This is a genomic window from Tardiphaga sp. GW821-FHT12E02, assembly GCF_058807155.1.
The window spans coordinates 203,029-223,142 of the sequence record NZ_JBXAQK010000001.1 but is presented as its reverse complement, the minus strand read 5'-3'; the positions used below and the strand labels follow the sequence as shown (position 1 = coordinate 223,142).

Sequence of the window (20,114 nt, the reverse complement as noted above, 5' to 3'; positions counted from 1 at the left end):
CGGCGTTTGCAGCGCAAAATATCCTTTCGCGGGCCGGTGCGATGCCTTATTGCGAGGCCTTCCTTATTGCCCGCGAGTCCCGCCGCCCATGATCCGCCTCGACAATATCAGCAAGCAGAACGGTCATCAGATCGTCTTCATCGAAGCCGCCGGCGCGCTGCTGAAGGGCGAGAAGATCGGCCTTGTCGGCCCCAACGGGTCCGGCAAGACCACCTTGTTCCGCCTCGTCACCGGCCGCGAGCTGCCGGATGAAGGCCAGGTGGTGGTCGAGCGCGGCGTCACGATCGGTTATTTCAGCCAGGATGTGGGCGAAATGTCGGGTCGCAGCGCAACCGCCGAGGTGATGGAGGGCGCGGGCCCCGTCAGCGTGGTGGGCACCGAGCTGAAAGAGCTGGAAGCGGCCATGGCCGATCCGGATCAGGCCGACAGGATGGACGAGATCATCGCCCGCTATGGCGAGGTGCAGGCGCGGTTCGAGGAGCTCGATGGCTACGCGCTCGAGGGCCGCGCGCGCGAGGTTCTGGCCGGTCTGTCGTTCTCGCAGGAGATGATGGACGGCGATGTCGGCAAGCTCTCGGGCGGCTGGAAGATGCGCGTGGCGCTGGCCCGCATTCTGTTGATGCGGCCGGACGTGATGCTGCTCGACGAACCGTCGAACCATCTCGATCTGGAAAGCCTGATCTGGCTCGAGGGATTCTTGAAGGGCTATGAGGGCGCGCTGCTCATGACCTCGCATGACCGCGAATTCATGAACCGCATCGTCACCAAGATCATGGAGATCGATGGCGGCTCGCTGAACTCCTATTCCGGCGATTACGAGTTCTACGAGGCGCAGCGCGCCATGAACGAGAAGCAGCAGCAGGCGCAGTTCGAGCGCCAGCAGGCGATGCTCGCCAAGGAAATCAAGTTCATCGAGCGCTTCAAGGCGCGTGCCTCCCATGCGGCGCAGGTGCAGAGCCGCGTCAAGAAGCTCGACAAGATCGAGCGGGTGGAGCCACCGAAGCGCCGTGAAGTCGTGTCGTTCGATTTTCTTCCGGCACCGCGTTCGGGTGAAGACGTCGCCAGCCTGAAGGGCATCCACAAGGCCTATGGCAGCAAGGTGATCTATGAAGGGTTCGACTTCATGGTTCGCCGCAAGGAGCGCTGGGCCATCATGGGCATCAACGGCGCCGGCAAGTCGACGCTGCTGAAGCTGGTGGCTGGCGCATCCGAGCCGGACACCGGCAGCGTGACCATCGGTGGCAGCGTGAAGATGGGTTATTTCGCCCAGCATGCGATGGATCTGCTCGATGGCGAGCGCACCATCTTCCAGAATCTCGAAGACACCTTTCCGCAGGCAGGGCAGGGCACACTGCGCGCGCTGGCCGGCTGCTTCGGCTTCTCCGGCGACGATGTCGAGAAGCGCTGTCGCGTGCTGTCAGGCGGCGAGAAGGCGCGTCTGGTGATGGCAAAAATGCTGTTCGATCCGCCGAATTTTCTGGTGCTGGACGAGCCGACCAACCATCTCGACATGGCCACCAAGGAAATGCTGATCAAGGCGCTGGCGGATTTCGAGGGCACCATGCTGTTCGTATCGCATGACCGCCACTTCCTGGCGGCGCTGTCGAACCGCGTGCTGGAGCTGACGCCGGACGGCATCCATCAATATGGCGGCGGCTATAACGAATATGTCGAGCGCACCGGCCAGGAAGCGCCGGGGCTGCATAGCTAGCTCAGCCCCTCATGGTGAGGAGGCGCGCAGCGCCGTCTCGAACCATGAGCTGGCCTGGCTCTGAGCTCCGCAGCCATCCTTCGAGACGCGCGCTTTGCGCGCTCCTCAGGATGAGGGGCGGTGTGTGGTGCGCATCACCCCTTCAGCGCCGACAGCGACACGCCGCGCTTCACCACCGTCCGCATCGCAAAACTCGAATGCAGACGCGACACACCCGGCATGCGCGACAGATGCTGTTTGTGGATGCGCTCATAGTCCTGCATGTCACGCGCCTGGACATGGACGAGGTAGTCGTCATTGCCGGACATCAGATAGCAGGACACCACGTCCGGGCATTGCGCGATGGCGCGCTCGAAGGCGGAGAGGGCATCCTCGCTCTGCTTGTCCAGCGTGATGTGGACATGCACGGTCATCATGTAGCCGAGCTCGGCTGCTTCGATCTCGGCGGCATAACCGCGGACGATCCCCTTCTTCTCCAGAGCGCCCAGCCGCCGCGTGCAGGCAGTGGGTGACAGGCCGACCTTCTCAGCTAGCGCCATCTGGCTGATGCGGGCATCCTGCACGATCTCGCGCAGGATCTTTCGGTCGATGGAATCGAGGTCGGCAGGCATGGTTCCCTCGGATCGCAGAAATTCGCTAATATATCGACCATATTCGCCGGAATCCGGCGCCTGAGATGTTAGCATTGGCCTAAATCGCCGTAAAGCGTCGTGAATGGGGTGAGATAGTGACTCGTTGGTCCTCGAATGGAGGTGGCGATCATGCTGGCGCGGGTGGATGTGAACGACAGTGCGCAGCACGCAGGCGCGGTGCTGACCATCGATCTGGCCGGGATCGGCCGGAATTACCGGCTGCTCGCCAGCAAAGTGGGCCCCAACGTCACGTGTGCAGGTGTGGTCAAGGCGGATGCCTACGGGCTCGGCGCTGATCGCGTGGCTCCGGCACTCTATCAGGCCGGTTGCCGGTCGTTCTTCGTCGCGCATCTCGATGAAGGGCTCGATCTGCGCCGTCATCTGCCGCGCGATGTGACCATCCATGTGCTCAACGGCCTGCCGCTTGGCGGCGAGGGTGACTGCGCGGCAGCGGGCCTCGTGCCGGTGCTGAATTCGCTCGATCAGGCGCAGGCGTGGTCACAGCAGGCGCGGGAGCGCGGGCGAAAGCTGGCTGCGGTGGTGCAGGTCGATAGCGGCATGTCGCGGCTTGGCATGTCGCCGCGTGAAGTCGCGCAATTTGTCGAAGCTCCGCTCCCCGGCATCGATGTCACGCTGGTGATGAGCCATCTGGCTTGCGCCGATGAAGCCTTGCATCCGGCCAATGCGTATCAGCACGCGGCATTCGCAGCGCTGGCGGCTCGCTTCCCCGGTGTCCGCAAATCGCTCGCAAATTCCTCCGGCATTTTCATCGGCGGCAGCTATCACCACGATCTGGTGCGGCCCGGTGGTGCCCTTTATGGCATCAATCCATTGCCCGGGCAGGTCAATCCGATGCTGCCGGTGATCCGGCTCACTGCGCAGGTCGTGCAGGTGCGCGATGTCGAGGCCGGTGCGCATGTCGGTTATGGCTGGACCTTGCAGACGGCGCGGCCGACGCGGCTTGCGACTCTCTCGATCGGCTATGCCGACGGCCTGCAGCGCGCATTTGGCGCAAGTGGCGCAGTCTATTTTCGCGGCAAGCGACTGCCGGTTGCCGGACGTGTCTCCATGGACTCGCTCATCGTGGATTGTAGCGAGCTGCCCGAGGGGGCCTTGGCACGCGGTTCGCAAGTGGAGATCATCGGCGGGCATCAGACCATCGATGATCTCGCATCTGCTGCCGGGACCATCGGTTACGAGATGCTGACATCGCTCGGTCGCCGCTACGAACGAATCTATGCTGAGGAAATCGACACGCGCTGGCGCGGTCGTGCTGGGAAGATTGCACTATGAAGGTTCTTGTTCTCGGCGCCGGCGTCATCGGCGTCACCACGTCCTACTATCTCGCCAAGGCCGGCCATGAGGTGACGGTGATCGACCGTCAGCCCGGCCCGGCGCTGGAGACGAGCTTTGGCAATGCCGGCGAAGTTTCGCCGGGCTATGCCTCGCCCTGGGCCGGGCCGGGCGTGCCGAAAAAGGCGCTGGGCTGGATCATGGACAAATATGGTCCGCTGGTGGTGCGCCCGCAGGCCGATCCGTATCAGTGGCGCTGGATGCTGCAGATGCTGCGCAACTGCACGAGCGAACGTTATGCGCTCAACAAGTCGCGCATGGTCGGCATTGCCGAATATAGCCGCGACCAGCTGCGCACACTGCGCGCCGAGACCGGCGTCGCCTATGACGAGCGCAGCCAGGGCACGCTACAGCTGTTCCGCAAGCAGTCGCAGCTCGACGGCGCCGGCAGCGATATCGAGATTCTCAAGCAGTACGGCGTGCCTTACCAGGTGCTCGATAAAGCCGGCTGCGTGCAATACGAGCCGGGCCTGGCCGGCGTGCAGGATCTGTTCATCGGCGGGCTTCGCCTGCCCGATGACGAGACCGGCGACTGCCATCTGTTCACCCAGGCGCTTGAGAAGGTCGCCGCCGGTCTCGGCGTGAAGTTCATCTATGAGACGAGCATCAAGTCGGTGGATGTCACGGGTGGCCGCGTCGCGCAGGTGACAACGAACAAGGGGGTCTTCACCGCCGATCAATATGTGATGGCGCTCGGCAGTTTCTCGCCGCTGCTGCTGCGTCCGCTCGGCATCGATGCGCCGGTCTATCCGGTGAAGGGCTATTCGCTCACAGTGCCGATCACCGATGCGAGCGTGGCGCCTGAGTCCACGGTGATGGACGAAACCTACAAGGTGGCGATCACCCGCCTCGGCGATCGCATCCGTGTCGGTGGCACGGCGGAGGTCGGCAATTACACGCCGCAGCCGACGGCGCCGCGCCGTCTGCCGCTCGACAAGTCACTGACGGACCTGTTCCCGAAAGCGGGCGATCTCGCGCAATCGACCTTCTGGAGCGGCTTGCGGCCGATGACGCCGGATGGTCCGCCGATCGTCGGCCCGACCAAGTTCGGCAACCTTCATCTCAACACCGGCCACGGCACGCTCGGCTGGACCATGGCCTGTGGCACCGCGCGGGTGCTGTCCGACCAGATCTCCGGCAAGGCGCCGGAGCTGGATGTGACCGCGTTGGCGATGGCGCGATATACTTGAGTTTCTAACCTCTCCCCGTTCTTAACGGGGAGAGGTCGGCGCGTCTTCGCGCCGGGTGAGGGGCATGGCACGCGTATTCCGCTTGGCGATCTTTAACGAATCGCATCTTCCCTTCGCTTCGATCGAGCTTCTGTGACATTGGCGTTGTGCCATGCCCCTCACCCGACCGCGCTTCGCGCGGCCACCCTCTCCCCGCGCAAGATGCGGGGAGAGGGAAAAAGCGCATGCCCGCCATGCGCTCATTTCGTCCCATTTACATCCCTCCCGTTTCCGTTTTCAGTTGCCGAAAACCATTCGGGGGAAACATGAGCGGATCATCTGCGTCGGCGCGCGCGCCGGCGAATGCCATCGAGGCTGACTACGTCATCGTCGGTGCCGGCTCGGCCGGTTGCGTACTCGCCAATCGGTTGTCGGCGTCCGGAAAATACTCGGTGCTGCTGCTCGAAGCCGGCCCGCAGGATCGCAATATCTGGATCCACGTCCCGCTCGGCTACGGAAAGCTGTTCAAGGAAAAATCCGTCAACTGGATGTATGAGACCGAGCCCGAGCCCGGCCTCAACGACCGCAAGGTGTTTCAGCCGCGTGGCAAGGTGCTCGGCGGCTCCAGCTCCATCAATGGCCTGCTCTATGTGCGCGGCCAGCATGAGGATTACGATCGCTGGCGCCAGCTCGGCAATGCCGGCTGGGGTTATGACGACGTGTTGCCCTATTTCAAGAAAGCCGAGGATCAGACGCGCGGGCCGGACGATTATCACGGCACCGGAGGTCCGCTGCCGGTGTCGGATTCGCGTTGCCCCGATCCGTTGTCGGAGGCCTTCATTGCGGCGGCGGCGCAGACCGGTCTTCCCGTCAACAATGATTTCAACGGCGCGAGCCAGGAAGGCGCCGGCTGGTTTCAGACCACCACGAAAGGCGGCCGCCGTGCCTCGACGGCGCGGGTCTATCTGCGTCCGGCGCTGAAGAACGGTCATGGCAATCTGCGCGTCGAGACCGAAGCGCCGGCGCAGCGCCTCGTGTTCGAAGGCAAGCGTGCGGTGGGCGTGCAGTTCAAGCAGCACGGCAAGATCAAGACGGCCTTCGCGCGCAAGGAAGTGCTGGTGGCGAGCGGCGCCTATAACTCACCGCAGCTGCTGCAGCTCTCGGGCATTGGCCCGGCCGATCTGCTGAAGGAGCATGGCATCGACGTGCTGCTCGATGCGCCCGGCGTTGGCGCGGATTTGCAGGACCACATGCAGGTGCGCATGGTGATGGAGTGTCCGCAAAAGATCACGCTCAACGATTTCGTCAATCATCCCGTACGCAAGGTGATGATGGGCCTGCAATATGCAGCCTTCCGCAAGGGGCCGCTGACTTACGCGGCGGGCACCACCGGCGCATTCTTCAAGACCGATCCGCGGATGGCGTCGCCGGATATCCAGATTCACTTCCTGCCGTTCTCCACCGATAAAATGGGCGAGAAGCTGCATCCGTTCTCCGGCTATTCGGCATCGGTGTGCCAGTTGCGGCCCGAGAGCCGCGGCTCGCTGCGGATCAAGAGCGCCGATCCATCCGTGCCGCCGGCGATCCGCATCAATTATCTGGCGACGGAAACCGATCGCACCGCGAATGTGGAAGGATTGAAGATCCTGCGCAACATTCTCAATGCGCCGGCGATGAAGCCATTCGTCACGCGAGAGGTGGAGCCGGGCCCCGGCACCGTGACTGATGAGCAATGGCTCGCTTACTGTCGCCAGCGCGGCAGCACGGTCTATCATCCCACATCCACCTGCCGCATGGGCAATGATGCGCGTGCGGTGGTGGATCAGCGCCTGCGTGTGCGCGGCATCGAAGGCCTGCGGGTGATCGATGCGTCGATCATGCCGGACCTGATGTCGGGGAACACCAATGCGCCGGTGATCATGATCGCGGAAAAGGCGTCGGATATGATTTTGGAGGATGCGCGGTAGGCGCCGGTTATCCCTCGCTTGTCATCACCCGCGAAAGCGGGTGATCCAGTAGACATCGGTGGGTGTGTTTCATCACCGAGGTCGGTGTTCACGCGATCGCCCGGTCAAGCCGGGCGACGACAGTCCGGGAGGCTTTTAGCTTACGCCTTCTTCACCCACACCTTGTTGTCATGAAACGCAGCGCCGCCATAGGGCGCGACGGCCTCGCCACCTGTCAGCATATTGATGCCGCGGCCGCCGATATGGGATTTGTTCGGAAAGATCGATTCCGCGATCAGCACGCCGCGGCGAAGCCCGTCGAAAATGCGCGCGGTCAGCGTCGTCTCGCCGCGCATATTGCCGAGCACCACTGCATCGCCATCGGCGATGCCGAGCCCTGCCGCATCCGCCGGATGGATCATCACCGTCGGCGCGCCTTCGCGGGCCTGCGATGATGGCGTCTCGTTGAAGCTCGTATTGAGAAAGCTGCGCGACGGGCTGGTGGCGAGACGGAACGGGTGCGCGTCATCGGCCTGTTCGATCACCGCCCAGTGGTCGGGAAAGGACGGCATCTCGTCCCACGCGCCCATCAGGCCGGCATTGGGCACCGGCACTTTCGACCAATCCGCCTTGAAATGGAATTTGCCGTCGGCATGGGCGAACCCATCGAGATAATGCGAAGCGCGAAAGTCGGGTTGGATGTCGCGCCAGATATCGGCTTCGAGTTCATCGACGCCACCGCGGCCGCTTGCCTTCAGCGTCTCATCAATGATCTCGCGCGGCGTCATGTCGAAGGCACGATGCCTGGCATCGAGCCGTTCGGCGATGCCCTGCAGCACGTCGTGATTGGAGCGGCATTCTTCCGGCGCGTCGATCAGCTTGGTGCCGACCGAGATGTGCTGCTGGCCGCCGCCGTAATAAAGATCGTCATGTTCCATGAACATGGTGGCGGGCAGTACGATGTCGGCCATCATGGCGGTTTCGGTCATGAACTGCTCATGCACGACAACGAACAGGTCGTCGCGCGCAAAGCCCTGACGCACCAGTGCCTGTTCCGGTGCCACCGTCATCGGATTGGTATTCTGGATCAGCATTGCCTTCACCGGCGGGCCGCTCTGCAGTGCTTCGGTGTCTCCGGTGAGGATGCGACCGATCTTCGACTGATCCAGCCGCCGTGTCGTGGGATCGATGGCATCGAGACCCTCGATCAGCGTCTTGTCGAATTTCCAGATCGCCATGTTGTTGTAGAAGGCGCCTCCGCCTTCATGCTGCCAGGCGCCTGTGACCGTCGGCACGCACAGGGCCGCATGCATCTGCACGGCGCCGTTGCGCTGGCGGGTGAAGCCGTAGCCGAGACGGAAGAAGCTGCGCTTGGTCTCGCCGACGAGATGCGCAAAGGCCTCGATCTCTTCCGCAGGAACACCGCAGATCTGCGATGCCCATTCCGGCGTACGGGTCGCCAGATGTGCTTCAAGCTCCGGAGAGGCGTCGGTATATTTCGCCAGATAGTCGCGATCGGCGAGGCCGTCGCGGAACAGCACATGCATCACGCCGGCGGCGAAGGCGCCATCGGTGCCCGGCTTGAGCAGGATCTTGATGTCGGCCTGCTTCATGGTGTCGTTGTCGTAGATATCGACGACAGCGAGCTTGGCGCCGCGCTCCTTGCGCGCGCGGGAAACGTGGGTCATCACATTGACCTGGGTCGAGACCGGATTGGTGCCCCAGATCACGATCAGGTCGGACTTCACCATCTCGCGCGGATCCACGCCCGCCACCTTGCCGGTGCCGGCGGCGAATCCGGCCCAGGCAATGCTGGCGCAGATGGTGCTGTAGAAGCGCGAATAGCGCTTCACATTGGCGAGGCGGTTGATGCCGTCGCGCATCACCAGGCCCATGGTGCCTGCATAATAATAGGGCCAGACAGATTCCGCGCCAAAATCGCGTTCGGCCGCGTCGAACTTCGCCGCGATTTCGTCGAGTGCTTCATCCCAAGTGATGCGCGCGAAATGGCCGGAGCCTTTCGGGCCGGTGCGGCGCATCGGATACATGAGCCGGTCGGGATGGTGGACGCGCTCGGCATAGCGGGCGACCTTGGCGCAGACGACACCGGCGGTATAGGTCTGCTGCTTGGAGCCACGGACCCGGCCGATCGACTTGCCGTCGATCACCTCGATATCGAGCGCGCAGGCCGATGGGCAGTCATGCGGGCAGGTGGAGTTCTTGATTGCGATCTTGGCTTGCACGTTCATGGCGCCACGCTAGCCAAAAGTTTACTGGAGGAAAAGCCGTGGTTTTATGCAGGGCGGCCTGTCCGTCAGGCAGGCCGCCCTGAACGCCACGTTTTCGCAGCTATTTGTCCAGCGCGTCGCGCTGGGCGACCAGCCGGTCCAATTCCTCGTTCTGGCTGGCCAGACGGTCGGCGGCGCGTTCCTCGTTGCCGTCGCCTGCAGCCCCAGCAGCTTGTTCGATCAACTGGCGGATATTGTCACGGACAATGGCGATGCGATCGTCAAGTTCGGCGGCGGATAGGGGAACGCTCATGGTGATCTCCGTGGCCCGCAACGGGCTGTCCATAACACTTAGTGGGTCCGGAGCCGGTTTCCATTGAACGATCGTCAGCTCGCAGCCGAATGGACCGGATAATCGGTATATCCCTTCTCCTCGCCGCCATAGAAGGTGGCGCGGTTATAGGGGGTGAAAGGCACGTTCAGCCTGACACGCTCCGGGAGATCGGGATTGGCGATGAAGGGCCGCCCAAAGGCGATGACGTCCACATTGCCTGAGGCAACGGCTTCCTCCGCCGAGGCACCGTCGAAACCGCCGGCAGTGACCAATACGCCCTTCCAGAGTGGGCGGAACAGCTCATAGGCCTTCGGCACATTGTCGTGAAACACTTCCGCGCGGCCGACGCCGCTGGTGCGGGGTTCGACGAGGTGGAGATAAGCGAGGCCGAGCTTGTCGAGCTCATTGGCCACATAGGTGTAGAGCGGCATCGGATCGGCTTCGCCGGAATCATTGGAGACGCCATAGGGCGAGATGCGCACAGCGACGCGATCCGCAGTCCATGCATCGACGACGGCCTTGGTCACCTCAAGCAGCAGGCGAGCCCGGTTCTCGATGGAGCCGCCATATTGGTCGGTGCGTTGATTGCTGCGTGTCTGCAAAAACTGTTCGAGCAGATAGCCATTGGCGCCGTGCACCTCGACGCCGTCGAAGCCGGCTTCGCGGGCATTGCGTGTCGCTTGCGCATAGGCGGCGATGATGCCGGGGATCTCATCGGTCTCCAGCGCGCGTGGCGTCTCATACGGCACGGTTTCGCCGGAAGGCGTGCGCGTGGTGGCGTTGATGGCGATGGCCGAGGCGGAAACTGGCAGCTTGCCATCGGGCTGCAACGAGGAATGCGAGGCGCGGCCGACATGCCAGAGCTGCAGGAAGATGATGCCGCCTTTGGCATGTACGGCATCGACGACCTCTTTCCAGCCGGCGATCTGCTGCTTCGAATAGATGCCGGGTGTGTTCGGGCTGCCCTGTCCTTCCGGCATCACCTGCGAGGCTTCAGCGATGATGAGGCCGCCTTGGCTGGCGCGCTGCGCATAATATTCGACATTGAGTGGACGGGGGGCGAGCGCCGCCTTCTCAGCGCGCATGCGCGTCAGGGGAGCCATGGCGACGCGGTGGCTGAGCTGGAACGGGCCAACCTTTAGCGGCTTGAACAACGAAGACGACGTCATCTGTACTCCATTCAAAAATCAAATCGGGTGATAGCAGCGAAAACGATGCGACGCATGCGTATCGTCCAATACGCAGGCACCACTGGTCAATCAAAGTTGTAAAAACACCATTCGCTGCAGTGCAGCGATGATGCTACGAGACGGAATGTTTTGGCCATATGGGCCCGGAATTGACGAGGACGGTTGCGATGACGGAGCTGGTGAAGAAGAAGGTCGAGGGCGTCGGCGAATATAATAGCGCAGCTGGCGGCTGGGGCGCGTTGAAGGCCGTGGCGGATGTGGTGCGCAGCCAGCTCGCGGTGGTCGATGAAACCCGCGGCCTGCTCACCATGAACCAGCCGGCGGGCTTCGATTGCCCCGGCTGCGCCTGGCCCGATCCGAAGCATACGTCATCTTTTGAATTCTGCGAGAACGGCGCCAAGGCGGTGTCGTGGGAAGCGACGGCCAAGCGGACGACGCCGGAGTTCTTCGCCGAGCATACGGTGAGCGAGCTTTGGAAATGGCACGATCACGATCTGGAAAATCATGGTCGCCTGACCCATCCGGTCGCCTATGACGCCGCAAGCGACAAGTTCGTTGAAGTCTCGTGGGACGATGCGATGGCGCGCATCGGCGCCGGCCTGCGTGCTTTGCCAGATCCGAACATGGCGGAGTTCTACACGTCGGGCCGCTGCTCGAATGAGGCGGCGTTCCTGTATCAGCTTTTCGTGCGCGAATACGGCACCAACAATTTCCCTGATTGCTCGAACATGTGTCACGAGGCCACCAGTGTCGGCCTGCCGAAGTCGATCGGCATCGGCAAGGGCACGGTGACGCTGGAAGATTTCGATCACGCCGACGCCGTGTTCTGCATCGGGCATAATCCCGGCACCAATCATCCGCGCATGCTCAACACGCTGCGTGCCTGCTCCAAGCGCGGGGCGGCGATCGTGTCGATCAATCCGCTGCGCGAGCGTGGGCTCGAGCGTTTCATCTCGCCGCAGCATCCGTCGGAAATGCTGACGGGCAATGCGACGCAGCTGTCATCGGTCTACTACCAGATCAAGGTTGGCGGTGATCTCGCGGTGCTGAAGGGCATGATGAAGGCCGTGGTGGCGCTCGATGCGGAGAGTCGCGCTGCCGGCGGACCGGATGTGCTCGACCGCGCCTTCATCGCCGAACATACCCAGGGTATCGACGGTCTGCTGGCCGATCTCGACGCGACGTCATGGGAGTCGATCGAGGCTTCATCGGGTCTGAAGCGCGCGGACATCGAGCATCTCGGCCGCATCTACGCCAATGCCAAGAGCGTCATCATCAATTACGGCATGGGCATCACCCAGCACCGCCACGGCGTCGCCAATGTGCAATACATCGCCAATCTGCTGCTGCTGCGCGGCAATTTCGGTCGTCCGGGCGCCGGCATCTCGCCATTGCGCGGGCACTCGAATGTGCAGGGTGATCGCACGGTCGGGATCACCGAGTTGCCGAATGATGCACTGCTCGACGGCATCAAGCGCGTGTTCGGCTTCGATCCGCCGCGCGCCCATGGACATGATGCGGTGGCGTCGGTGAAGGCCATTCGCGATGGCCGCTCCAAGGCGCTGGTCGCGCTTGGCGGCAACCTGGCGGTGGCGATGCCAGATCCGGAGGTCACCTATCCGGCGATGCGCAGTCTCGATCTGGTCGTGCATATCGCCACCAAGCTCAATCGCTCGCATCTTCTGATCGCGAAGGAATCGATCATCCTGCCGTGCCTCGGCCGCACGGAGATCGACATACAGGCAGGTGGCAAGCAGCTCGTCACCGTCGAGGACTCCATGTCGATGGTGCATGGGTCGCGCGGGGGATTGAAGCCGGCGTCGGAGCATCTGCGCTCGGAAGCCCGCATCGTCGCCGATATGGCGATCGCCACGTTGCCTGATACCAAGGTGGATTGGCTCGATTACGTGGCCGACTACAACAAGATCCGCGATGCCATCGAGGGTGTGTTTCCTGCATTCAAGGATTATAACGAGCGCATCAAGAAGCCCGGTGGCTTCCGCCTGCGCAATGCAGCGTCGGAGCGCGAGTGGTTGACCGAAAGCGGCAAAGCGCAATTTCTCGTGCTCCCCGGCGTTTATGAAGACGGCTCGGATCAACATGCGCTGACGCTGACGACACTGCGCAGCCATGACCAATACAACACCACGATCTACGGCATGAACGACCGCTATCGGGGCATCACCGGCCGGCGCGATATCGTGTTCGTCAATGCGGAAGATCTTGCCAGCCGCGGTCTCGCCCATGGCGATGTGATCGATGTCGTGCTGGATGGCAAGAGCGGAGTCGAACGCGCCATGCGCGGCTTTACGGCCGTGGAATATGACATCCCGAAAGGCTCGATCGCGGCCTATTATCCCGAGGCCAATGTTCTGGTCGCGCTCGAAGAGCACGATGCGCGCTCGGGAACGCCGGCTTACAAATCGGTGCCGGTGAAAATCAGCGCTGCCGCCTAGCTGCAGCGCAGCATGAGCAATGCATGACCGCCACTGCTTTAGTGGCGGTTGCCGCCTGCGACATTTTTGCGTAGGCGAGCAGCATCATGTCTGCTGCTGAAACTCTGTCTCCTGCCAAGCCCGAAGCCATCGAAGCGCCTGTGAGCACAGCGCTGCTGGCGGCACTTCTCATTCTCACCTGCGGCCATGTGCTGTCCAACATGCTGCGGACGACGCCGGCCCTGGCGATCGACGTCATGGCGCCGGATCTTGGCGTCACGCCGCAGAGTCTGGCTGCATTGACCTCGGCCTATCACTTCTTCTTCGCCATGCTGCAGATCCCGATCGGTGTTGCGTTGGATCGCTACAGCATTCGCTCAGTGTCTCTGGTGTTGTTTGTCGGCACCATTATCGGCGCGGCGATCGCGGCCTTTTCGACTGGACCTGTGTCCTTCTTCGTCTCACAGGCCACGATCGGCATGGCGACGTCGGGCATGTTGATGTGCCCCATCACCCTCGCGGCCAAGCGGCTGACGCCGGCGCAGTTCGGTTTGTGGTCCGGTGTCATTCTGTCGTTCGGCAATTCCGGCCTGCTGCTGTCGGCAAGCCCGCTGGCCTATGTCGTCGAGCATTGGGGGTGGCGTGCCGGTTACTGGACCGCAGTTGCAGCTGCTGTCGTGGTGGCCTGCCTGATCGCAGTCATCGTGCCGGCCGCCCGACCGGAAGGACAGCAGCGCGCGCTCGGCGCGGAAATGGTGTCGGTGCTGCGCCTCGGACTGTCGCGCGCAGTACGCGGCATCATCATCCTCGCTTTCGTCTCACTGGCAATGCAGCTGGTGCTACGCGGGATCTGGGCGGGGCCCTGGCTGATGACGATCAAGGGCCTGTCGCGTATCGAGGCTGGCAATGTGTTGCTGCTGTTCACGCTCGCGCTGGTGATCGCGCCGGCGGTGTCCGGCATCATCGATCGCAAGTTCGGCCATCGGCGTGTGTTGTTGCTCAGCGTACATCTGATCGCTGCCGTCTTGCTGCTGACCATGGCGCTCGGTGCGCCCGGCTATCCACTGGCGCGTCTGTTCGGTATTCCACTGATGCCAGTAGCCGTCGATACCGTGTTGCTGGTGACGTTCGGCTTCCTCGTCTCCATGCAGCCGCTGATCTATGGGATGGTCCGTGAGGCTGTTGCCCCCGAAAATATCGGCAAGGCGCTGTCAGCAGCCAATCTGGCTTTCTTCCTGGGCACGGCGGTGGTGCAGTCGGTTACCAGCCCGGTTGCGGCCTATTGGGGGCTGCCTGCTGTGCTGATCGTCATGGCGGTATGTTTGACCACAGGCGCCTTGATTTTCTTTGCTTTGACGCGCCCGTCGATGCAGCGCGCGAAACCGTGATGACGCGGCGATTTCGCCGCTTTCAAGGTGCTGGCGCGACGCATTCGCTTGTGATCAGATGTGGTGTGACGCGGCAATGACGTCGCGAACAGTAGATTTGCAGGAGGAGGATAACTTGCCTTTCTTCGTCAAAGGGACTGATACGTCCGGTACCGTTTCACTGCGCCGCGACAATGCCGCGGGTGCGGTCAAGAAGGCCAAGGAGCTGCTGGACGACGGCAGCTGGGATATCGAGATCGTCAGCCCCGACGGCCTCGTCTATCCGCTCGCCGAGTTCGAGGCGATTCAGGATGCGCCATCGGCGACCAAGCACTGACTGACGGATCGTCGGGCAGGTGGCGGCATCGGAACTCATCTTTCACCACTATCCGCGTTCGCCATTCGCCGAGAAAATCCGGGTCGCATTCGGGTTGAAGGGTCTGCGCTGGCGCTCGGTCGAGCAGCCGCGCATGGCGCCGAAGCCGCAGCTCGTTCCGCTCACTGGCGGCTATCGCCGTATCCCCGTTTTGCAAATCGGCGCTGATATCTATTGCGACACCCGGCTTATTCTCGCCGAGCTGGAGCGACGATATCCTGAGCGAACTTTATATCCGCCGGGCACGCGTGGCATGGCCGACATGGTCGCGGGCTGGGCTGATCAGGCTTTGTTTGCCACATCGCTGGGTCTCGTTTTCGGCCTCAATGGCGATCGCTTTCCGCCGGAGCTGCATGCCGATCGTGCAATATTCACGGCCGGCAAATTCGATGGATGGGACAGCGAGAAGATGCGCCCGCGCGTGCCATCGTTGCGCGATCAGTTTCGGCAGCATCTGACATGGATTGATCAAGGCCTGACTGAGAGCGGTCCCTTCATCTTGGGTGATGCGCCTTCGCTCGCTGATCTCGCCGTCTATCATCCACTATGGTACGCGCGCGGGAATCTTGGAGAAGGCGAGGGCGTGTCCGATCATCCGCGCGTGCTGGCATGGATGGATCGCATGGGCGCGCTCGGCCATGGCCATAGCGACGCGATGACGCCGGACGCGGCGCTCGATGTGGCTCGCGCTGCCGAACCAGACATCGTCAGCGCTACCGCGTCGGAATGGCCGCTCGGCACGCCGCTTGCGGTGACGCCGACGGATTGGGGCTTCGACACGGTGACGGGCACCTGCCTTGCCGCAGGCCCGGACCGCGTCACATTGCAGAGGAATGATCCCGCAGTCGGGACAGTCGCCGTTCACTTTCCGCGCATTGGCTTCGCAGTGACAACGCTCTGACTGAGACTATTGCGATACCTTTCGACTCGCAATTTGAAACTGTACGGCTAGTATCGGAACTCGACGGGGGCGCTCCGTGCCCGCTGGGGGATTGCGATGATCTATCTGCTTGGATTGTTGTTGGGCGTGGTCACCGGCTTGCGGGCGATGACAGGAGCGGCGGCAGCCAGCTGGGCTGCCTATCTCGGGGTCGCAAAGGTCACTGGCACCTGGCTCGCATTTCTCGGCTCGAGCTGGGCCGTCGCCATCGTCACCATCCTTGCTGCCGTTGAACTGATTACCGATCAACTGCCATCGACACCAAGTCGTAAAGTGCCGGTGCAGTTCGCCACCCGCATTGTTGTCGGCGCGATTGCCGGGATTGCGATTGCGGGGACGGCCAACTGGCTGTTCGGCGGTGCGGTCGGTGCCATCGGTGCAGTTATCGGCACACTCGGCGGCGCACATATCCGCGGCATACTCGCATCAAGCTTCGGCAAGGATGCGCCCGCCGCCTTCATCGAGGATGCTGTCGCTATTATGGGTGCAATATTGATCGTATTGGCGCTGAAATGACCCAGGCTTTCGACGCCATCATCATCGGTGCCGGTCAGGCCGGCCCGTCGCTGGCGGGCCGTCTCACCGCGGCCGGGCAGAATGTCGCGATCATCGAGCGCCATCTGTTCGGCGGCACTTGCGTCAATACCGGCTGCAAGCCCACCAAGACCATGGTGGCGAGCGCCTATGCTGCGCATCTGGCAAGGCGTGGTGGCGATTATGGCGTGATCATCGACGCGCCGGTGCGGATCGACATGGCGAAGGTTCGCGCGCGTGCGGACAAGGTCATCAAGGATTCGCGGAACGGCGTCGAAGGCTGGCTGCGCCATATGAAGAATTGTACGGTGTTTGATGGCCATGCGCGCTTCGAAACCGCGAACAGCTTGCGTGTGGGTGACGATGTTCTGACTGCGCCAAAGATCTTCATCAATGTCGGCGGTCGCCCCGTGATCCCGGATTTTCCGGGCGTGAATGATGTGCCCTATCTCACCAATAGCGGCATGTTGAAACTCGACCGCGTGCCGAAACATCTGGTCGTGGTCGGCGGCAGCTATATCGGTCTCGAATTCGCGCAGATGTTTCGCCGCTTTGGTGCCGAGGTGACGGTGGTGGAGAAGGGGCCGCGGCTGGTATCGCGCGAGGATGCAGATATCTCCGCACTGATCCGAGAGATACTGGAAGCCGAAGGAATTCACATCCGCACCGGCGCTGAATGCATCACCTTCAAGCCGCATGCGGATGGCGTTGCTGTCGGGGTCGATTGCACTGAAGGTGCGCCCGAGGTGATCGGCAGCGATGTGCTGCTTGCGGTGGGACGCCGGCCGAATACTGATGATCTCGGTCTCGACAAGGCCGGCGTGGCCACGGATGAGCGCGGCTATATCAAGGTCGATGACAGCCTCGCCACTAATGTCCCGGGCATCTATGCGATGGGCGATTGCAACGGCCGCGGCGCCTTCACGCATACGGCCTATAATGATTTCGAGATCATCGCTGCCAATCAGCTCGATGGTGCGAGCCGCAAGGTCAGCGATCGCATTCCCGGCTATGCGCTGTTCATCGACCCGCCGCTCGGTCGTGTCGGCATGACGGTGACACAGGCAAAGGCGACGGGCAAAAAGCTGCTCATCGGCGAGCGACCGATGACACATGTCGGGCGCGCGGTGGAAAAGGGGGAGACGTTCGGCAAGATGCAGGTGGTCGTCGATGCGGAGACGAAGAAGATTCTGGGTGCAGCGATCCTTGGTACGTCAGGCGACGAGGCGATCCACGGCATTCTGGACATCATGAATGCCGGCGCGGATTACACCGAGCTGCAATGGGCGGTGCCGGTGCATCCCACGGTGTCGGAATTGATCCCGACGCTTCTCAGTGAGATGAAGAGCAATTAAGCGAGCTGGAATTTCAGCGCCGTCATCAAGGTCAGCAGCGTGATGCCGCAGGCGGCGCAGACGATGGCCATATTGATGACGCTTCGGGTGGCCGTGCGCAGAACGGCGAAAGCCGGATGAGCGGCCTCATGGGTATCCGCTTTCTTGCGCGGAGCCGTTTTCTTCTTCGCTGCCATGGTGATGATCCCCAAAGAGACGGGTCAGGCCGTTGACCGACCTGACCCTGACGCCTTCCCTGCCGAGGTTTGTCCCTCGATCATGCAGGGATCATCGCATGAACCTGGGCTGAACTGCTTAAGGGAATTGGTGAATCAAATCTGACTGGATTCGATGGTTTACGAAATTCCCTAGATGGTTCGCCCGCCATCCACCGGCAGAATCACGCCGGTCAGGAATTCGGATTCCTCACCGGCCATATAAACGCAGGCATTGGCGATATCCGATGGGCGCGACATGCGGCCGAGCGGAATGGTGCCGATGAATTTGGCGCGGTTTTCCGGCGTATCGGGCACGCCCATGAAGGCTTCCAGCAGGCCGGTTTCGCCCATCACCGGCGCGATGCAATTGACGCGGATGCCGTCGGGGGCGAGCTCCACGGCCATGGATTTCGACATCAGGTTCACCGCGCCCTTGGAGGCGTTGTACCAGGTAAGGCCGGGACGGGGACGCACACCGGCTGTGGAGCCGATATTGATGATACGGCCGCTCTTCTGCTTCCTCATCACGGGCACGCAGGCATTGGTCATCAGGAAGATCGCCTTCACATTGACGTCGAAGACACGGTCGAATTCTTCCTCGGTTACTTCCAGCATCGGCTTGTTGCGGAAGGTCCAGCCGGCATTGTTGACGACCACGTCGAGCTTGCCGAATTTATCGACCGCGAGCTTCACGGCGGCATCCACATCGGCCTTGTTGGCGACGCTGCCGCCATGGGCGATGGCGCTCGCACCGATTTCATCAGCCACTTTCTTCGCGCCGTCGGCGTTGAGATCGAAGATCACGACCTTGGCGCCTTCACGCGCATAGGATCGCGCAATTTCGGCGCCGAATCCGGATGCGCCGCCGGTGACGATGGTGGACAGGCCCTGAAGTCTCATGTGGTTTCTCTCCCGTTGCCGCGCCACGATCGGGCGCTTGTCGTTTTGAATATGAATGCCGAGGCGCGACCGAGCGCCGCAGGCATGTTGTCGCAAAAGCCGGACAGGCTGTACAGCTTCGGTATCCGCGATAAAATTTTGGTGCAGAAAAAAGGGCGACCTTGCGGCCGCCCTCGATCCAATCATCAATGTCGCAGCTTTATTCGGCGCTGCTGACGAGCCGGAGCTGCGTCTTCTGATCCATCTGGCTGCGATAGGCCTCGACATAGTCTTCCGCCATGCGACGGGCCGAAAAGCGTTTTTCGAAATGCTTGCGGATCGCGACGCGGTCCATGCCGGCGAGGCGGCCCACGGCATTCACGGCGCTGAGTTCATCCTCGACAATAAAGCCGGTGAGGCCCTGGTCGATGATCTCCGGCACCGAACCGCGATTATAGGCAATCACCGGCGTACCGCAGGCCATCGATTCGATCATGACCAAGCCGAACGGCTCGGGCCAGTCGATCGGCAGCAGCAGGCCATAGGCGCCCGACAGGAAGTCCGGCTTTTCGCGATCGCTGATTTCGCCGATGAACTCGACCAGCGGGTGATCCATCAGCGGCTTCACCACGGCTTCGTAATATTCCTCGTCGGCGCGATCGACCTTGGCAGCGATCTTCAGCGGAATGCCGGCGCGGATGGCGATCTTGATGGCGCGATCGACGCCCTTTTCCGGAGCGATGCGGCCGAGCACCGCAAGATAGCTCGGCTTGACGTCCTGCGGCGTCAGCAGTTTCTCCGGCAGGCCGTGATAGATCGTCTTGATGAAATTCGCCTGCGGCACCGGACGACGCTGGGCGTCCGAGATCGAGATCACCGGCGCTTTCGAGAATGTCGTGAAGGTCGGCTGATGCTCCGGCAGATCGAGGCGGCCGTGCAACGTGGTCACGAACGGTGTCGGCTGGCGGGAGAATAGCGAGAACGGGTAGTAATCGAGATGGAAGTGCAGAATGTCGAATTCGTCATCATCACATTTCTGACGCACCCGCTCCAGCATTTCCATGTGAAGTGCATTCGGATCGCGCACCGAGCCGTCGAGGCGGAGCGCCTTCGGCCAGCCGGCGTCGAGCTTGGCTGTGGTCTGTGAATCGCCACTGGCGAAAAGCGTCACGTCGTGCCCTTGCGCGACAAGCTCTTCAGTCAACCAGTGGACGACACGTTCAGTGCCGCCATAGAGCTTGGGTGGAACAGCTTCAGTCAGTGGAGCCACTTGCGCGATGCGCATTTACATATCTCCCATGTTGGAAGTGAGGAGCTCACGACATGTGAGCATTGAGGCACCGGCATTGCCAGGCAGGGGAACGTTCTCGCATCTGCGAAGTTCCTTACCCATCTGCGACTTTCCTCCACACTGTCGTCTTGCTGCCGCCATCACGCTCTTTCAGGTTCAGGGAACTACTGACGCTGA

At 62.0% G+C, this 20,114-nt stretch carries 17 protein-coding genes; 10 read left to right on the top strand and 7 right to left on the bottom strand.

From position 1 onward, the window contains the following. The first annotated feature begins 88 nt into the window (after positions 1–88). Positions 89–1,711 (top strand): ABC-F family ATP-binding cassette domain-containing protein, encoded by a 1,623-nt coding sequence (locus AC1RQ5_RS01030; RefSeq protein ID WP_493196752.1) that lies wholly within the window; start codon positions 89–91, stop codon positions 1,709–1,711. 134 nt (positions 1,712–1,845) lie between these two features. Here the strand turns inward: AC1RQ5_RS01030 and AC1RQ5_RS01025 are convergent, their stop codons facing one another. Then, positions 1,846–2,322, bottom strand: a complete 477-nt coding sequence (locus tag AC1RQ5_RS01025; RefSeq protein ID WP_493196751.1) for an Lrp/AsnC family transcriptional regulator — start codon at positions 2,320–2,322, stop codon at positions 1,846–1,848. 150 nt (positions 2,323–2,472) lie between these two features. Here AC1RQ5_RS01025 and alr point away from each other — a divergent pair, with 150 nt between their 5' ends. The 3 genes from alr to AC1RQ5_RS01010 all read left to right on the top strand — a co-directional run bounded on the left by alr (position 2,473) and on the right by AC1RQ5_RS01010 (position 6,832). After that, entirely contained in the window at positions 2,473–3,636 is a 1,164-nt protein-coding gene (gene alr, locus AC1RQ5_RS01020; RefSeq protein ID WP_493196750.1) for an alanine racemase, read from the top strand. Then, entirely contained in the window at positions 3,633–4,886 is a 1,254-nt protein-coding gene (locus tag AC1RQ5_RS01015) for a D-amino acid dehydrogenase (protein ID WP_493196749.1), read from the top strand. Before alr ends, AC1RQ5_RS01015 begins: the two co-directional genes overlap by 4 nt. Before the next feature lie 305 nt (positions 4,887–5,191). Then, complete coding sequence (locus AC1RQ5_RS01010) at positions 5,192–6,832, top strand: GMC family oxidoreductase (protein WP_493196748.1); 1,641 nt, start codon at positions 5,192–5,194, stop codon at positions 6,830–6,832. A gap of 140 nt (positions 6,833–6,972) precedes the next feature. Here AC1RQ5_RS01010 and AC1RQ5_RS01005 read toward each other — a convergent pair whose 3' ends face one another. The 3 genes from AC1RQ5_RS01005 to AC1RQ5_RS00995 all read right to left on the bottom strand — a co-directional run bounded on the left by AC1RQ5_RS01005 (position 6,973) and on the right by AC1RQ5_RS00995 (position 10,542). Further along, positions 6,973–9,060: a molybdopterin-containing oxidoreductase family protein gene (locus AC1RQ5_RS01005; protein WP_493196747.1), complete on the bottom strand. Its 2,088-nt coding sequence runs from the start codon at positions 9,058–9,060 to the stop codon at positions 6,973–6,975. Positions 9,061–9,160: 100 nt separating this feature from the next. Further along, positions 9,161–9,352, bottom strand: coding sequence for a hypothetical protein (locus AC1RQ5_RS01000; protein WP_493196746.1), 192 nt, complete (start codon positions 9,350–9,352; stop codon positions 9,161–9,163). Positions 9,353–9,426: 74 nt separating this feature from the next. After that, the gene (locus AC1RQ5_RS00995; protein ID WP_493196745.1) at positions 9,427–10,542 is read right to left on the bottom strand and encodes an alkene reductase; all 1,116 of its coding nucleotides are present in this window, start codon (positions 10,540–10,542) and stop codon (positions 9,427–9,429) included. 197 nt (positions 10,543–10,739) lie between these two features. Between AC1RQ5_RS00995 and AC1RQ5_RS00990 the strand changes: the two genes are divergently transcribed. From AC1RQ5_RS00990 to AC1RQ5_RS00965, 6 genes are all read left to right on the top strand, one after another. Continuing rightward, on the top strand, positions 10,740–13,019 hold the full coding sequence (locus AC1RQ5_RS00990) for an FdhF/YdeP family oxidoreductase (protein ID WP_493203250.1): 2,280 nt from the start codon (positions 10,740–10,742) through the stop codon (positions 13,017–13,019). An 86-nt stretch (positions 13,020–13,105) separates the two neighbouring features. Beyond that, a complete protein-coding gene (locus AC1RQ5_RS00985; protein ID WP_493196744.1) occupies positions 13,106–14,386 on the top strand; it encodes an MFS transporter in 1,281 nt (426 codons plus the stop codon). 115 nt (positions 14,387–14,501) lie between these two features. Beyond that, positions 14,502–14,702 carry a hypothetical protein gene (locus AC1RQ5_RS00980; RefSeq protein WP_398477239.1) on the top strand — a complete coding sequence of 67 codons (201 nt, stop codon included), beginning with the start codon at positions 14,502–14,504 and terminating at the stop codon, positions 14,700–14,702. 19 nt (positions 14,703–14,721) lie between these two features. Beyond that, complete coding sequence (locus AC1RQ5_RS00975) at positions 14,722–15,642, top strand: glutathione S-transferase family protein (protein WP_493196743.1); 921 nt, start codon at positions 14,722–14,724, stop codon at positions 15,640–15,642. Between the two features lie 96 nt (positions 15,643–15,738). Beyond that, a complete protein-coding gene (locus AC1RQ5_RS00970) occupies positions 15,739–16,197 on the top strand; it encodes a DUF4126 family protein (protein ID WP_493196742.1) in 459 nt (152 codons plus the stop codon). Further along, the gene (locus AC1RQ5_RS00965) at positions 16,194–17,570 is read left to right on the top strand and encodes an FAD-containing oxidoreductase (RefSeq protein ID WP_493196741.1); all 1,377 of its coding nucleotides are present in this window, start codon (positions 16,194–16,196) and stop codon (positions 17,568–17,570) included. Before AC1RQ5_RS00970 ends, AC1RQ5_RS00965 begins: the two co-directional genes overlap by 4 nt. Here the strand turns inward: AC1RQ5_RS00965 and AC1RQ5_RS00960 are convergent. From AC1RQ5_RS00960 to AC1RQ5_RS00950, 3 genes are all read right to left on the bottom strand, one after another. Further along, the gene (locus AC1RQ5_RS00960; RefSeq protein ID WP_493196740.1) at positions 17,567–17,746 is read right to left on the bottom strand and encodes a hypothetical protein; all 180 of its coding nucleotides are present in this window, start codon (positions 17,744–17,746) and stop codon (positions 17,567–17,569) included. The two genes, AC1RQ5_RS00965 and AC1RQ5_RS00960, sit on opposite strands and share 4 nt — an antisense overlap. Positions 17,747–17,917: 171 nt before the next feature. Then, positions 17,918–18,667 carry a glucose 1-dehydrogenase gene (locus AC1RQ5_RS00955; RefSeq protein WP_398477249.1) on the bottom strand — a complete coding sequence of 250 codons (750 nt, stop codon included), beginning with the start codon at positions 18,665–18,667 and terminating at the stop codon, positions 17,918–17,920. Positions 18,668–18,866: 199 nt separating this feature from the next. Then, positions 18,867–19,931 (bottom strand): glycosyltransferase family 4 protein, encoded by a 1,065-nt coding sequence (locus tag AC1RQ5_RS00950; protein ID WP_398477251.1) that lies wholly within the window; start codon positions 19,929–19,931, stop codon positions 18,867–18,869. Positions 19,932–20,114: the final 183 nt, after the last annotated feature.